A 14,739-nucleotide genomic window follows, 5' to 3' on the forward strand; every position below is an offset into this window, starting at 1 on the left:
AATCAATCGATGCCGCGTTTGTTTGTCAGGTTGCCTGTTCGGCGGCGTGGGGGTTTTCGAGCCACTGCTCGAGCAGGATGCGGGCGGCGATCATGTCGACATCGGCGTGAGTGTTCCGGCGCTTTTTCATTCCGGACGCACGAGCGTCGCGAAGTTGAGCTTCCGCCTCGCGGGAGCTCAATCGTTCATCGACGAGGGCGACGGGTTTGGAGAACCGGGCCCGCAGTTCAGCTGCGAACGCGCGGCTCACGTCGGTGAGCACGGTCGGTGTGCCGTCCATGTTCCAAGGCAAGCCGACCACGAACTGCGACGGTTGATATTCCTGTACCAGCTTGCCGATGGCAGCCCACGGCACGGATTCGCCGCGCTCGATCGTCGTCAGCGCGCGAGCGGTCCGCGTCAGAGTGTCGCCGCTGGCGACTCCGATGCGACGGGTGCCGTAGTCGAAGGCGAGGATGACCTGAGGATTCAACTTAGGCGTGGCCGACCTGATCGCTGATGGTCGCGAGGTCAACGCCCAGCAGGCGGCCGGCGGCGCGCCAGCGTTGCTCGTAGGGCGTGTCGAACAGAATGCGTTCGTCGCACGGTGCGGTGAGCCAGGCATTCTGGGCGAGCTCGGTTTCCAGCTGACCGGCGCTCCAGCCGGCATAGCCGAGCGCGACCAGCGCGGTGTTCGGTCCGCTGCCACGAGCCATGGCGTTGAGGATGTCCGGTGAAGTCGTCACCTGCAGGCGCGGCGAGACCTGGCGGGTATGTTCCCAATGACCGCCGACCTGGTGCACGACGAAGCCGCGATCGGTTTGCACCGGGCCGCCCTGCAGTACCTGCTGGTGGCCGAACACTCCGGGCGCCGTCGGCATTTTCAGCTGCTCGAACACGTCGAGCAGCCGCATCTGCAAGGGCCGGTTGATGATGATGCCGAGCGCGCCGTCGGCGTTGTGCTCCCAGATGAACGTGACCGTCTGGGCAAAATTGCTGTCGGTCATCGCCGGCATGGCGATGAGGAACTGGTTGGTGAGGTAGTCGCCTGCGGACATGAACCCAAGTATCCGGCGGCGTCCGCCCCGGCTCAAGCACGCAAGCTCATTTTTTGACTGCACCGAGGAATTGCCACTCGTAGGCGAAGCGCAACTCCCGATACTGCTTGCGCAGCTCGCTGGGGAACGGGTCGAAGGGCGAGGCCAGGCGCAGGATGGACAGCGCCGCCTGGTCGATTTCCTTGCTGCCGCTGGAGCGGCGGATGAGGGCCTCGCCCAGGGTGCCGTCGGCCAGCAGCGAGACCTCCAGCACGGGATTACCGGTCTGGGCATTGCGCGCGTATTGCGGGAAATTCAACGTGCCGAGCCGCTCGATCTTGCTGCGCCAGGCATTCAGGTACGGCGCCAGCTTGGACTCGCGCGTGTTCGGCACGATTTCCGTCGCGCCGTCCAGCCGCTTGCCCCGAAGCACCAGGGTGGTATCGGTGGCGCTGGTGGCGATCGGCCGGGGCGCGGTGGGCGACAGGGACAGAGGGACTTCGCTCTGCTGCGACGGGTTGTTCTCGCCGCTGCGATAGTCGACCTCGCTGCGATCGCTGCGGCTGCTGACGATTTCGGTGGAGCGCTGGCCGGAGACCGCTTCCTTATATCGATCGCTGTTGCCCTCGGGGATGCCGGCTTGCTCGGCCATCACGGCCGAGGACGCCGGATTCGCCGGCCGCACGCGCTCGTCGGTCGTGCCGCTGCCGACCTGACTGCGTTGGGCCAGGTACTGGGCATCGGGGTTGTCGGCGGCGCGCGTGTCGTTACTGGTGAGCAAGAGCACTTCCAGCGTCGGCGTCGGGCCCGCGTCGCCCCGCGGGACGGCGAACGTGATGCCGAGAATGACGATGCCGTGAAACAGCGCCGCCAGGAACAAGGTCGTGGTCAGCCGATCGTTGACGGGCGCGGCGCCCTCCTGCAACTCGCTGGCGAGAGGGGCGTCTTCGTGGCTGACCGAGGCATTCATGACAGTCGTTTCTCTATCGCGTCCATCAACAGGCCGGCGATCTGGGTGCCGAACTGTTTATCCAATTCCCGCACGCCGGTCGGGCTCGTGACGTTTATCTCCGTCACATAGCCGCCGATGACATCCAGGCCCACGAACAACATCCCGCGTCGCCGCAGCTCGGGACCGATCTGACCGACCAGCCAGCGATCGCGCTCGTTCAGCTCCCGGCCCACGCCTTTCGCGCCGGCGGCGAGGTTGCCGCGATTGTCGGTGGCCGAGGGAATGCGCGCCAGTGCATAGGGCGCAGGCTCGCCATCGATGACCAGGATGCGCGAGTCGCCGCTCTCGACGATTTCCGGCAGATACTTCTGCACGATGGCGAAGCGCGTGCCGTACTCGGTCATGGTCTCGAAAATCACATTCGCGTTCTTGTCCTTCTGCTCCAGCACGAAGATCGAACGACCGCCCATGCCGTACAGCGGCTTGCAGACAATGTGCCGATGCTCCTTCAGAAACGCATGCATATCGGCCATGTCACGCGTGATCAAGGTCGGCGCACAGCACTGGGGGAACCAGGCCGTGTACACCTTCTCGTTCATGTCCCGCAGGCCCTGCGGCTTGTTCACCACGAGCACGCCCGCATCCTCGGCGCGTTCCAGGATGTACGTCGTGTAGATGTACTCCATGTCGAACGGCGGATCCTTGCGCATCAGGATGACGTCGAATTCGGACAGTCCCTGGATTTGGGATTCGCCCAGCGCGTACCAGTCCTCGAGGTCGTTCTTGACCGTGAGCGGGGCGAGCCGCGCCATGGGCACGCCGTCTCGCAGCCACAGGTCGCGCTGCTCGGCGTACCAGATCTCCCAACCGCGCTCCTGTGCCGCCAGCAGCATCGCCAGGGTGGTGTCCTTGGCCGGTTTGATGTCGGAGATGGGATCCATGACCACGACGACGCGGACCGGTTGCGACACAGTCTTGGGACTGACCTTGTTCTCAGCTGGGGACATGGGCATTTCACCTGGAAAGTCGAGCGTACACATCACAGGGAATTCGCGGCGCGTCTCTCTGTGACGGGCTTCATAGTATAGGAAGGCGGGCGATGGCGGCCCTATAACCAATATGTTAAAAGTTCCGGCGGTTGTGCCCCAGGTATTTCGAGCCATTTGGAAGGCGCAGCCACGAGTCGATCAGAGGTCCTGAGGAAACAGTGCGATGGAGAACTTAGCAACGAGCCAGTCCGCCCGGCTGTCGGGCCTCAAAGTGCTGGTGATCGACGACAGCAAGACCATCCGTCGTACTGCCGAGACACTGTTGTCGAAGGAAGGTTGCGAGGTATTCACGGCGGTCGACGGTTTCGACGCGCTGTCGAAGATCGCCGACCATCAGCCCGACATCGTGTTCGTGGACATCATGATGCCGCGGCTGGACGGCTATCAGACCTGCTCGCTGATCAAGCACAACAAGGTGTTCCGCTCCATTCCGGTGATCATGTTGTCGAGCAAGGACGGACTGTTCGATCGGGCGCGCGGCCGCATCGTCGGCTCCGAGCACTATCTGACCAAGCCGTTCACCAAGGATGAGTTGTTGAACGCGATCGAAACCCACGTGGGCGCGGCCCGGTAGCAACCCCAGTAGGAACCAGAATGCGTACGGCATTGGCGACCCGAACGGAGCAAGGTACGGCGGAGCAAGGTATGGCACTGATCCTCATCGTCGACGATTCGCCGACGGAAGTGCATGTGATGCAAAAGGCGCTGGAGCGCCACGGTTATCAGACCGCCTCGGCGGGCGATGGCGCCGAAGCCATCCGCAAGGCCAAGGAAATGAAACCCGATCTGATTTTCATGGACGTGGTGATGCCGGGCGTGAACGGCTTCCAGGCGACCCGCAAGCTCGCCTCCGATCCCGACACCAAGGCGATCCCGGTGATCATGGTGACGTCCAAGGACCAGGAAACCGATCGCATCTGGGGCATGCGCCAGGGCGCCAAGGACTACCTGGTCAAGCCCGTTTCCATGGAAAAGCTGATCGAAAAAGCGCAAGCGGCGCTGGCAGGCTGACCCGGCCACCTCATGAGCTCGACAGCCACCCTCAAGTCTCTGCGTGACAAGCCGTTCGATCTCCTGCGGGAGCTCGAGCGGCTGGCGCGCGTTGCGCTGACCGGCCAGGGCCGCGACGCGGCCGCCGAGCGCGAGTGGGTCGGCGTGGCGTTTCGTCTGAGCTCGGAAAGTTTTCTGGCCGCGCGCGAAGAGACGCGCGAGGTGCTGAGTTATCCCTCGGTTGTGACGCGCGTACCGGGCGCGAAACCCTGGATCCGTGGCATCGCAAATGTGCGAGGTCAGTTGTTGCCGGTGGTTGATCTGCGCGCTTATCTAGGCGGCGGCATGACCAGCACCAATCGCAGCACGCGAGTGCTGGTGGCGAATCATCGCGAAGTGCCCGCCGGTCTGCTGGTGGACGAAGTGCTGGGGTTCCGGCGTTTCGCCGATGGCGAGTTCTCCGCCACCACGCCGCCGACCATCGTGCGCTGTGAACGTTACTTGGCCGGAGCTTTCAGGCGCGGCACGGAGAGCTGGCCGGTGTTCAGTCTGCGCTCGCTGCTGGAGAGCGCCGAGTTCCTGCAGGCGGCGGCATCGTAGCCGCGCATCGTCGAGCCCGATTCAAGAGTCCGGATAGTTGGCCTTAAGTCAGACCTACAGACGAGTTGGAAGACGGTCGTGCAAAACAACTACAGCATCAGCACACGGCATGTGCCGCAGCTTGCGGGCGTGCACGACGTTGCGTCTTTCGAGGCAGGTGTAACAGTCGCGATCGCCAATTCAGCGCAGGACGCGCGGTCGTGCGTTAAGGAAGGGCAGGGACATGGCTAATACAAAAATGACCGGCGTGCGCTTTCTGCCGGCTCTCATGGCGATAGCGCTGGTGTGCGTGGTCGCGGCGCTCGGCTTGTTAGCGTTCGCAGGCAAGGAGACCGGCGGCGACGACAAGAGCGTGCGCGAACTGAACGAGCTGCTGGCGCTGTCTCAGAAGCTGCCGTTGCAGGCCAACGCCGCGCTGAGCGGCACGCCTGGCGCTTTCAACGCATTGTCCGAATCCCGTACTCGCTACTCCACCCTGGCTGCTTCGCTCGGTCCGGACGTGCAGGGCTTCGCCGGCTCGACCGACCTGCTGAAACAAAGCCAGGCGATCCTGAACGCGCAGGAAGCCATCGAGGGCGTGCAGAAATCGGCGATCGAAGTGCGCGCGCTGGTGCCGCAGTTGTTACAGAGCCTCGGCAACGTCGCGAGCGCGCTCGGCTCTCCCGGCATCGAAGGCATGACTCGTCACCTCGAACGTTTCGAGCTGACTGGCATGCGTTTGCAACAGGATGTGGAAGCGCTCGCCGGCGGCGTCGGCGATGCGACCGTGATCGCGCGTCGTCTCGCGGACGGCAACGACTACATGGGTCAGGTCGTCGGCGGTCTGGGCGGTGAAGACTCCGGCCTCGGGTTGCCCAAGGTCACCGGTCCGGAAGCCGAAGGTCGTTACAAGAGCACCAGCTCTTTGTATGCGCAGCTGAGCGAAAAAGTTCGCACGGCCATCACTTCGGCCGATCGCGTCAAGGTTGCGCGGGAAGCTGCCGCGGCTCTCGCTGCGAGCGGCGACAAGATTTACTCCGCCTTCGCTACTCGCGTCGGCGTGCCCGGCGGCGCCGCGGCTGGCGTGGTCAACAGCAAAGCCTTGCCGATCGCTTTGCTCGCGGCCGGTCTGATCTCGTTGATTATTCTCACCGCGCTGTATTCCATGGGCGGCAATATCCGCAAACAGCTGGAAGTGCAGGCGAGCAAGAACGAACGTAACCAGGAAGCGATTCTGCGGCTGCTCGACGAGCTGTCGAGCCTGGCCGACGGCGACCTGACCGTGCAGGCGACGGTGACCGAAGACATCACCGGCGCGATCGCGGACTCCATCAACTACGCCATCGAAGCGCTGCGCGAGCTGGTCGCGACCATCAACGAATCGGCCGTGTCGCTCGACTCCGCCGCCAAACAGACGCAGGGCTCGGTCAGCCAGCTGGCGAAAGCCTCGGTCGCGCAATCCAAACAAGTCGCGCTCGCTTCCGAGTCGGTGGCCGCCATGGCCTCCTCGACCGAAGAAGTGTCCGGCAACGCCGAACGTTCGGCGGACGTCGCGCGTCACTCGGTGGACGTGGCCCACAAGGGCGGCGACGCCGTGCGCCGTACCATCGACGGCATGAACACGATCCGCGAGACCATTCAGGAAACGTCCAAGCGCATCAAGCGCCTCGGCGAGAGCTCGCAGGAAATCGGCAACATCGTCGAGCTGATCAACGACATCGCCGAGCAAACAAACATTCTGGCGTTGAACGCTTCGATTCAGGCGTCGATGGCCGGTGAAGCGGGCCGCGGCTTCGCGGTCGTCGCCGACGAAGTGCAGCGCCTCGCGGAGCGCGCCGCCACCGCCACCAAGCAGATCGAAGTGCTGGTGCGCACGATTCAGGCCGACACCAACGAAGCGGTGGTGTCGATGGAACGCAGCACCACGGACGTGGTGGGTGGAGCCCTGCTGGCCGAGAACGCCGGCGCCGCGCTGGAAGAAATCGAGCAGGTGTCGAATCAGATCGCCAGCCTGGTGCAAAACATTTCCGCCAGCGCCCGCCAGCAGTCCTCGGCGGCGCAGAACATCGCACGCAACATGGGCGTGCTCAGAGAGATCAGCTCGCAGACCGCGGAGAACTCCGCTGCTACTTCCGGCTCGGTCGGCAAACTCGCCGAGCTGTCGTCGCAGCTGCGTAAATCCGTCGCGGGCTTCCGTCTGCCGGACGCCGTGTCCGGTGGCTCTGCCTTGCTGACCGACCCGGCTCGCAAAGCGCCTCCGGTCGCGCCACCGCCGTCGCTCACCGCGACCGGCAGCGGCACGGCTGCGAATCGCACCAACGCGCCGAAAAAAGTCAGCGGCCTCAACGCATAAAGTTTAGCAACGCTCAGAACCATGGCTGAGGTTTCATCGCAGACTCTGCACATCGTCGCGCGCGAGCTCGCCAGCGAGCTCAACGAAGCCCGCGCTTCGTTGGAAGCATTCGGCGAGCAGCAGGACAATCTCGCGCTGCTGCGTAAGTGCAACGAACATCTGCACGCGGTGCATGGCGCTCTGCGCGTCGCCGAAGTGTATGGCGCGGCGTTGCTGGCCGAGGAAATGGGCCAGGTCGCCAATTATCTGATCTCGAACTTCAACGAGAAACGTCATCTCGCCGAAGGCCTCGACGCGCTGATGCGCGCGATGGTGCAGCTGCCGACTTATCTCGAGCGCGTGATGAGCGGCGGGCGCGACATGGCGCTCGTGTTGCTGCCGTTGTTGAACGACCTGCGCGCCGTGCGCGGTCATGCGTTGCTGTCGGAAGGCACGCTGCTGCTGCTGAATCTCAGCTCGGATCAGCAGGCCAATCCAGCCGCCGCAGCTGCCGAAGGCGCGCTCACCGTCGCGCAGTGGGCTCGCAAGCTTCGTACGCGTTTCCAGCTCGGTTTGTTGGGTTGGATCAAGGGCGAGCGCGTCGACCAGAATCTGGAAATCCTGTCGCGCACCGCCGAGAAGCTCGAGCACGTTGCAACCACGCAGGCTGTGTTCCAGCTGTGGTGGGTCGTCGGCTCCATCCTGGAAGGCTTGCGCGAAGGCGGCCTCGAAGGCAGCGCCTCCATCAAACGTCTGCTCGGTCAAGCCGACCGGGAAATGAAACGTTTGTATGAGTCGGGCGAAGCGCGTTATGCCGATTCGCCGCCGCTCGAGCTGCTGAACAATCTGCTTTATTACGTGGCGCGTGCGCGCACCAACGGTCCGCGCGTTGCGGCCGTTCGCGCATCGTTCCGTCTGTCTGAATTGCTGCCGGTCGACGAGGGCGTCGAGCAGGCGCGCGAAAGCTTGTCCGCGCCGTCGGTCAAGCTGATGAAAACGGTGGCCGCGGCCATCAAGGAAGATCTCGGCCGCGTCAAAGATGCGCTCGATATTTTCGTGCGCCAGGGCGGTACGCAGGTCGACGAGCTCGCGCCGCAGCTGGAGTTGTTGAAGAAGATCGCCGATACGCTCGGCGTGCTCGGCCTCGGCGACCTGCGAGACAAGGTGCAGACCGAGACCGCGGATCTGCAAGCCATCGTCGCGCAGAAGTCCGCGGCCACTGAAGGAACGTTGCTGCGCATGGCGGCGACGCTGATCAAAGTCGAAGACAGTCTCGACGAGCAGCTGGTCGGTATGATCGTGCCGACGGCGTCGGAGTCGGGCAGTGCGCCGGCGAAGCCCGCCGGTCCGGACGACATCGAGTTCCGCCTGGTCACCGAAGCGGTGCTGCGCGAATGTATCGTCAACATGGCGCGCATCAAGGAAGCGATCGCGCACTCGTTGGACAAGCCGCGCGAAGGACAGGCCGTCGATCAGATTCCTCAGCTCATGCGCGGCATCACCGCCGGCCTGCTGATGCTGGGCAAGACTCGCGTCGTCGAGATCATGGAAGGCATCGACAAGGCGCTGCAGAACTTCGTGCGCAGCGACGGCATGACGTTGCCGCAGGAAGCGGTGGATCGTCTCGCCGACGCCATCGTCGCCGTCGAGTACTACATGGAAACCATCCAGGCCGGCCGCGCCGATCCCTGGTACATGCTCGACAACGCCGAGACGTGTCTGCGTTTCCTCGCCGAAACGCAGCCCATTCCTCGCATCGAAGCTTTTGGTGGCGCCACTTCCGACCACGCTCGCACCGTCGTCATCGAGCCGCACGCGCCGACTGTCGCGCTCGGCACCGAGCACGAACCGACGGCGGTGCTCGATCCTGTCACGCAGGAAGTGCGTCGTCCGACCAAGCCGGCCGCCGCTCCGCAGCCGCCTCCGCCGCCGATGCCGCCCGCGCTCACCAAGCCGGTCGATCGCGAGGTGGATCCGGAATTCGTCGAGCTGTTCATCGAAGAAGCCAAGGACGAGATCGCCAAGCTCAACCAGTTCTTCCCGCTGTGGGATTCCAACCCGCAGGATCAGGAAGCGCTGGTCAACGTGCGCCGTTCGTTCCATACGTTGAAGGGCAGCGGTCGCATGGTGGGCGCGCAGCTCATCGGCGATTTCGCCTGGTCGGTCGAGAACATGCTCAACCGCGTCATCAACAAGACGCTGGACCGCACGCCCGACATGATGGCGCTGATGCGCTCGGCGGTCGCCGCCGTCCCCGAGCTAGTCGAGCAGCTCGAAACGGGTCGCGCGCCGCAAGCCGATATCGCGAAGATCATCAATTCGGCGAACACCTTGGCTGGCGTGCGTCCGAGCGCAGCTCCTGCTGCCGCCGCGCCGGCGCCTGCCCCGCGTCGTGCTCCGGAGCCGCCGGTGCTCAAGGCGCCGGTCATGGAAGCGCCGACGCTTCAGCCGCTGCCGGAAAAAAAAACAGCCCCGGAGGTAACAACCCCCGCGGCGGCATCGGCCGAATCCCCAATGGACCCGGGGCTCCACGAGATCTACGCCAAAGAAACCGCGGGGCACCTCGCGACGATTCATAAGTTCATCGCGGCCTGCCGGCTGGCGACCGCGCCTTATATCGTCACCGAAGATCTGCACCGCTCGTGTCATACGCTGAGCGGCACGGCGAAAACCGCCGGCGCGCGCCAGGGCATCAAGATCGCCGAGCCGCTGAATCGTTACATTCGCAAGCTCTACGACAATTCCATCGGAATGTCGGACGCGGGCTTGAACGTGTTGCAGGACGCGGTGACCGCGATCCAGCATGTCGTCGACAACATCAACGAGAACACCGGGTTCTTCCTCAACCACGATGTGATCGTGCGGCGCCTGACCGAGCTCGAGCATGGGCTCGACGCGGATATCTCACGTCTCGCTGAAATGGGCGCGGCGACGACCGCGGGCGGCTTCAACACTGACGCGACTGGCGAGCACGTCATTGCGACTGGCGCGACGAGCGTCAACGAACGTTTGGTCGCGCCGCCGGCAACCGGCTTCGACGAGCGTTTGACCGTGCCGGCCGCGGCCACGTTGATCGTGCCGGCCATGGCGTCGGGCGATAGCGATCCGCTGGCTGTCGACGCGGCGTCAGACGCGATCGAGATCGACGAGATCTCGCTCACGGGCGTCGTGCTTGCACCGCCCGAGCCCGAAACGTTCGAGCTCGCGCCGGTCGAACCCAGCCTGCTCGAAACCGGCACGCTGGTGCTCTCGGCAGAGCACGCAATCCCAGTGGCTCCAGCCGCGCCGTCGGCAGTTGCGCTCGACAACGCCGCGCTCTCGGGCGAAGAGATCACGCTCGACAGCGCTGCGTTCGCGGGCGAAGAAATTACGCTCGACTCGCCTGAAGTTGCGGTCGAGGAAATCAACCTCGACACGGCCGCGCTGGCTGGCGAGGAAATCACTCTCGACAGCATCGAGCTGGTCGGAGAAGAGATCACCCTCGCTGCGAGCACTGGCGAGACCGAGGCGCTGGCCGAAGAGATCGTGCTGGGCGCGATCGAAGTCACGCCTGAAGAAGTCACCGCCGGCGAGCCGGCGACCGAAGTCGTCGAGCTGGAGTCGGAACCCAACACCCTCGACACTCTGCAGTGGGCCTACGAGCACTTCCCGACCGAGTCCGCGGCTGCCGCGAACAGCGCAGCCTCCGCGAATGAAGTCCAGGTGGACGAGGCGGAGCTCAGCGCCGACGCCGATCTGACTCAGGAATCCGTCGCGCTCGAAGAGTTCGCCAATCCGCCCGGCATCGTCGTCGATGAAATGGGCGATGCCGACGTCGAACGCGCGCTGCTGAAAATGGACGAGCCGCTGCCCGAAGAGGCCAGCGACATCGTCGTCGAAACTGCTGCGTGGGCCGCCAATTTCGAGCCGCCCGTGCTGGAGCACGAGGCGACCATCGCCCGCGACGACGCCGAAACCATCCGCAGCCCCTTCCTGCGTCCCGCTGCGCAGGAAACATTGCAGAACGAAGCCGCTATCGAGCCCTTTGCATTGACCGAGGCCGCATCCGCCGCCGACGTTGCTGCGAATACCGGTACGGGCCCGGCCGCAGCCGCGCCTGAGGCTGCAATGACAAGCGATACAGAACCGGTCGCTCCTGTTCCCGCAACGGACGATGCGCCTTCGTTCGCATCCGCGGCTGCCGCTGCGGCTGGCGTCATTGCACCGGCTGCCGCGGCAGTCGCCGCGCCCGAGCCGATCGAAGAAGAATACGACGACAGCGACTTCGATCCGGACGTCGCGGCCATCTTCACCGAAGAGGCCACCGAGCTGCTGGAAACGGCCGACCACTCGTTGTCTTCCTGGATTCAAGATCGCGCCAACACCGCATTGGTGTTCGAGCTGAAGCGCGTCGTGCACACGCTGAAGGGCGGTGCGCGCATGGCCGGCATTCGCGCCATGGGCGATCTCAGCCACGAATTGGAAACATTGATGGGCCTGGTCGAGACCGGCCAGGTGCCCGCCGAGCAAGGCGTGTTCGACGTCCTGCAAGCCAGCCTCGACGAGCTGCATCGCATGCGCGACGTGGTCGCGAATGGCGAGCGTTGCAAGCCGGCCCGCGCGTTGATGAATCGCATCCGCGCGCTGTGCGGCCACGAAGTCGAAGCCGCTCCGGCGCCGGCAGCACCAGAACCGACTCCGGTTGCGCCGACGCTAGCCGAACCAGTGCCGACCGCGGCCGAGGCGATCACGCCGGCTGCGCCGATCGCGCCGGAAGTCGTTCCGCCCGCCGCGCTGACACTGCCTCCGGTGTTCGATGCGCCGCCTGAAGAAATCGTCGAGATCGAGAGCTACTCGCCCGACGACACGGACATCGGCTCGCAAACCGATATCGTTCCGACGCTCACCGAAATCGAAGCGCTGAACGAAGCCGCAGCCGCCGAAGCCGCAGCCGCCGAGGCGGCGCACGCTGATGAAGTGCGTGTTGAAGAAGTCGTGCTCACGGAAGAAGAGCCGACCGAAGGAGGCTGGACCCAAAGCGCACCGATTCCAGCCGAGCCCGAAATCGAAGCCGTTTCCGACGTCGAAGTCGAGTTCGGCGCCGACGAGCTGGGCGCAGTCGCGCCTCGCGAAGCCGTGCGTGTCGAAGAACCGCCAGCACCAGCCGCAGTGGCGGCACATGCAGCGACCGGCGTGCACGCGGCGCTCGATGTTTCCGCTGTCGCCCCCGAGCTCCCGCCCGATGGCGAACAGCAACAGGAGGAAGTCGCCGCCGAAGCTCAAGCGCCGGCGCTGCCGGGTCGTGAGAAGCCGACTCAGCAAGAGCCTCGCGAATTCGCGCGCGTCGACGCCGACCTGCTCGATAACCTGCTCAACAACGCCGGCGAAGTCAGCATCTTCCGCTCGCGTATGGAGCAGCAGGTCAGCTCCATCGAGTTCAACCTGGCCGAGCTGGGCCGCACGGTCACGCGCTTGAAGGAACAGTTGCGCAAGCTGGAGCTGGAAACCGAATCGCAGATCCTGCACCGGCACCAGGAGCAGTTCCCCGATCGCGCCGACTTCGATCCGCTCGAAATGGATCGTTACTCGACCATTCAGCAGCTGACGCGCGCCTTCGCCGAATCGGTGAGCGACGTGAGCTCCATCGAAGGCCTGCTCGAGAATCTCACGCGCGAAGCGCAGAACCTGCTGCTGCAACAGTCGCGCGTGGTCACTGAAATGCAGAACGGCCTCATGCGCACGCGCATGGTTCCGTTCCAACGTCACGTGCAGCGTCTCAGCCGTCTGGTGCGCCAGGTGGCGAACGATACGAACAAGCGCGTGGAGCTGGTGGTCGTCGGCGCGTCGGGCGAATTGGATCGCCAGGTGCTGGAGCGCATGCTGCCGCCCTTCGAGCACATGCTGCGTAACTCCGTCGTGCACGGTATCGAAATGCCGGACGAGCGCGTCGCTCGCGGCAAGCCGGCGCAAGGCACGATCAAGGTGGGCCTGCACCGAGAAGGCTCGGAAATGGTCATCGTCCTCGAAGACGACGGTCGCGGCATCGACGTGAACGCCGTGCGCGAACGCGCCAAACAGCGTGGTTTGTTACAGCCGGGTCGCGTGCTCACCGACGAAGAGGCCATGCAGCTCATCCTCGAGCCGGGCTTCAGCACGGCCAGCAACATCACTCAACATGCCGGCCGCGGTGTCGGCATGGACGTGGTGGTCAACGAGATCAAGAAACTCGGCGGCGCGCTGTTCACGGCATCCGAGCCGGGCCAAGGCGTGAAGTTCACGATTCGCCTGCCGTTCACGCTGGCCATCACGCAAGCGTTGATCGTGCGCACCGGCGATGAGTTGTACGCACTGCCGTTGCCGTCGGTCGAAGGCGTGGCGCGCATTTCCAAGTCGGAAGTCGAGAAACATCTCGCCGAGGAAGTGTCGACGTTCAACTACGGCGGCCAGATTTATAAATTGCAGCACCTCGGCGCGTTCGTGGGCGGTGGCCCGTCCGCGTTGCCAGAGCTCGACGTTTCCGTGCCGCTGATTCTGATTCGTGCGGGCGAGCATTCGACTGCGCTCGTCACGGACGAGTTGGTCGGTAGCCGCGAGATGGTCGTGAAATCGGTGGGCCCGCAGATCGCGACGATTCGCGGCATCGCCGGCGCCACGATCCTCGGCGACGGTCGCATCGTGATCATCTTGGATATGAGCACGCTGGTGCGTACGGATTGGCGTGGCGGCAAGGCGCCGCTGGAAACGCAGGGTCCGAAGCAGGACACGCGTACGTTCGCGCTGGTCGTCGACGACTCGATCACCGTGCGCCGCGTGACGCAACGTCTGCTGGAACGCAATGGCATGCGCGTGATGACGGCGAAGGACGGCGTCGATGCGCTGTCGATCCTGCAGGAACACATCCCGGACGTGATCCTGCTCGATATCGAGATGCCGCGCATGGACGGCTACGAGCTGGCGACGCAGGTGCGCGCCGACGCCCGTCTGACCGATATTCCGATCGTGATGATCACGTCGCGCGTCGGCGAGAAACATCGCGCCCGCGCGATCGAGATCGGCGTGAACGATTACCTCGGCAAGCCGTATCAGGAAAATCAGCTGCTGGATGCGATCGAGCCGCTGGTGCAGGCCGCCCGTAAGAGGAAAGTGTCGTGAGTGCCGCTGACGTACCCTCCCACGAGCTGTACAGCCTGCTGATCCCGCTCGCGCAGGAACGTTTGATCGTGCCGCGCGCATGCGTGGCGGAGGTCGTGACCTGGCAGGCGCCCGAAAAAGTGGAAGGCGTGCCGCCGTGGTATCTCGGCACGATTTCCTGGAGCGGCCGGCCGGTCCCGGTCATCTCTTTCGAAGCGGCCTGCGGCCAACCCGTGCCGCCGGCGGGCACACGCACACGTATCGTGATTTTCGTGGCGCTCAGCAGCCAGGTGACGGGCGGTTATTTCGGCGTCATCACCCAAGGCTTCCCGCAACTCGTGCGCGTCAACAATGACGTCGTGAAGTCAGATCCGAGCCGATCATTCCCTGAGCGCGGGCCTATCCTGTGTCAGGTCCGCATGCTCAACGAGTCGCCGCTCATCCCGGATTTCGAGCATCTTGAGCAGATGATTTCTGAGGAGAGCCGGGCGGCCTGATTGCCGCGCGTGTGTAAGAGGGCCTTGGTGGCTCGCGGCGGCTGGTGGGTATGTCCTTCCGGCACCGTGCTCCCCCTTGCCCGCGCTGTCGCGCGTGCCGCTGGGTCCCGTCCCTGGGCGCACTGCGACGAAAAGGTCCCTCTTTTTCGACGCTGCCGGAAGGACATAGGACCCACCAGCCACCGCCGATGCGTGCGGTGAGTTGGCGAGGTAA

10 protein-coding genes are annotated in these 14,739 nt (G+C 64.4%); 6 read left to right on the forward strand and 4 right to left on the reverse strand.

Translation table 11 applies throughout. The features are described from left to right. Positions 1-25 precede the first annotated feature (25 nt). Genes ruvX through gshB form a run of 4 tightly spaced genes read right to left on the reverse strand, consistent with a single transcriptional unit; the run spans position 26 to position 2,975 of the window. Entirely contained in the window at positions 26-472 is a 447-nt protein-coding gene (ruvX, locus tag VGD45_RS31625) for a Holliday junction resolvase RuvX (RefSeq protein ID WP_331159408.1), read from the reverse strand. A 1-nt stretch (position 473) separates the two neighbouring features. Continuing rightward, positions 474-1,037: a YqgE/AlgH family protein gene (locus tag VGD45_RS31630; protein WP_331159409.1), complete on the reverse strand. Its 564-nt coding sequence runs from the start codon at positions 1,035-1,037 to the stop codon at positions 474-476. A gap of 46 nt (positions 1,038-1,083) precedes the next feature. Next, on the reverse strand, positions 1,084-1,986 hold the full coding sequence (locus VGD45_RS31635; protein WP_331159410.1) for a TonB family protein: 903 nt from the start codon (positions 1,984-1,986) through the stop codon (positions 1,084-1,086). Next, positions 1,983-2,975: a glutathione synthase gene (gene gshB / locus VGD45_RS31640; RefSeq protein ID WP_331159411.1), complete on the reverse strand. Its 993-nt coding sequence runs from the start codon at positions 2,973-2,975 to the stop codon at positions 1,983-1,985. Before gshB ends, VGD45_RS31635 begins: the two co-directional genes overlap by 4 nt. 205 nt (positions 2,976-3,180) lie before the next feature. Here gshB and pilG point away from each other — a divergent pair, with 205 nt between their 5' ends. The 6 genes from pilG to VGD45_RS31670 all read left to right on the forward strand — a co-directional run bounded on the left by pilG (position 3,181) and on the right by VGD45_RS31670 (position 14,525). Further along, complete coding sequence (pilG, locus tag VGD45_RS31645; protein WP_293851152.1) at positions 3,181-3,591, forward strand: twitching motility response regulator PilG; 411 nt, start codon at positions 3,181-3,183, stop codon at positions 3,589-3,591. A gap of 71 nt (positions 3,592-3,662) precedes the next feature. Then, entirely contained in the window at positions 3,663-4,028 is a 366-nt protein-coding gene (locus VGD45_RS31650) for a response regulator transcription factor (RefSeq protein WP_129776618.1), read from the forward strand. A 12-nt stretch (positions 4,029-4,040) separates the two neighbouring features. Then, positions 4,041-4,607: a chemotaxis protein CheW gene (locus VGD45_RS31655; RefSeq protein WP_331159412.1), complete on the forward strand. Its 567-nt coding sequence runs from the start codon at positions 4,041-4,043 to the stop codon at positions 4,605-4,607. Between the two features lie 223 nt (positions 4,608-4,830). Continuing rightward, complete coding sequence (locus tag VGD45_RS31660) at positions 4,831-6,939, forward strand: methyl-accepting chemotaxis protein (protein ID WP_331159413.1); 2,109 nt, start codon at positions 4,831-4,833, stop codon at positions 6,937-6,939. A 21-nt stretch (positions 6,940-6,960) separates the two neighbouring features. Continuing rightward, on the forward strand, positions 6,961-14,049 hold the full coding sequence (locus tag VGD45_RS31665; RefSeq protein WP_331159414.1) for an Hpt domain-containing protein: 7,089 nt from the start codon (positions 6,961-6,963) through the stop codon (positions 14,047-14,049). After that, positions 14,046-14,525 carry a chemotaxis protein CheW gene (locus VGD45_RS31670; protein ID WP_331159415.1) on the forward strand — a complete coding sequence of 160 codons (480 nt, stop codon included), beginning with the start codon at positions 14,046-14,048 and terminating at the stop codon, positions 14,523-14,525. Before VGD45_RS31665 ends, VGD45_RS31670 begins: the two co-directional genes overlap by 4 nt. The last annotated feature ends 214 nt before the right edge of the window (positions 14,526-14,739 follow it).

The sequence above is a fragment of the Steroidobacter sp. genome (assembly GCF_036402275.1).
Classification (GTDB): Bacteria; Pseudomonadota; Gammaproteobacteria; order Steroidobacterales; family Steroidobacteraceae; genus Steroidobacter.

Coding starts and splice junctions, on each gene's coding strand:
- VGD45_RS31650 (WP_129776618.1), top strand. CDS start 3,663: ATGGCACTGATCCTCATCGTCGACGATTCGCCGACGGAAGTGCATGTG.
- gshB (WP_331159411.1), bottom strand. CDS start 2,975: ATGTCCCCAGCTGAGAACAAGGTCAGTCCCAAGACTGTGTCGCAACCG.
- VGD45_RS31655 (WP_331159412.1), top strand. CDS start 4,041: ATGAGCTCGACAGCCACCCTCAAGTCTCTGCGTGACAAGCCGTTCGAT.
- pilG (WP_293851152.1), top strand. CDS start 3,181: ATGGAGAACTTAGCAACGAGCCAGTCCGCCCGGCTGTCGGGCCTCAAA.
- VGD45_RS31635 (WP_331159410.1), bottom strand. CDS start 1,986: ATGAATGCCTCGGTCAGCCACGAAGACGCCCCTCTCGCCAGCGAGTTG.
- VGD45_RS31665 (WP_331159414.1), top strand. CDS start 6,961: ATGGCTGAGGTTTCATCGCAGACTCTGCACATCGTCGCGCGCGAGCTC.
- VGD45_RS31630 (WP_331159409.1), bottom strand. CDS start 1,037: ATGTCCGCAGGCGACTACCTCACCAACCAGTTCCTCATCGCCATGCCG.
- VGD45_RS31660 (WP_331159413.1), top strand. CDS start 4,831: ATGGCTAATACAAAAATGACCGGCGTGCGCTTTCTGCCGGCTCTCATG.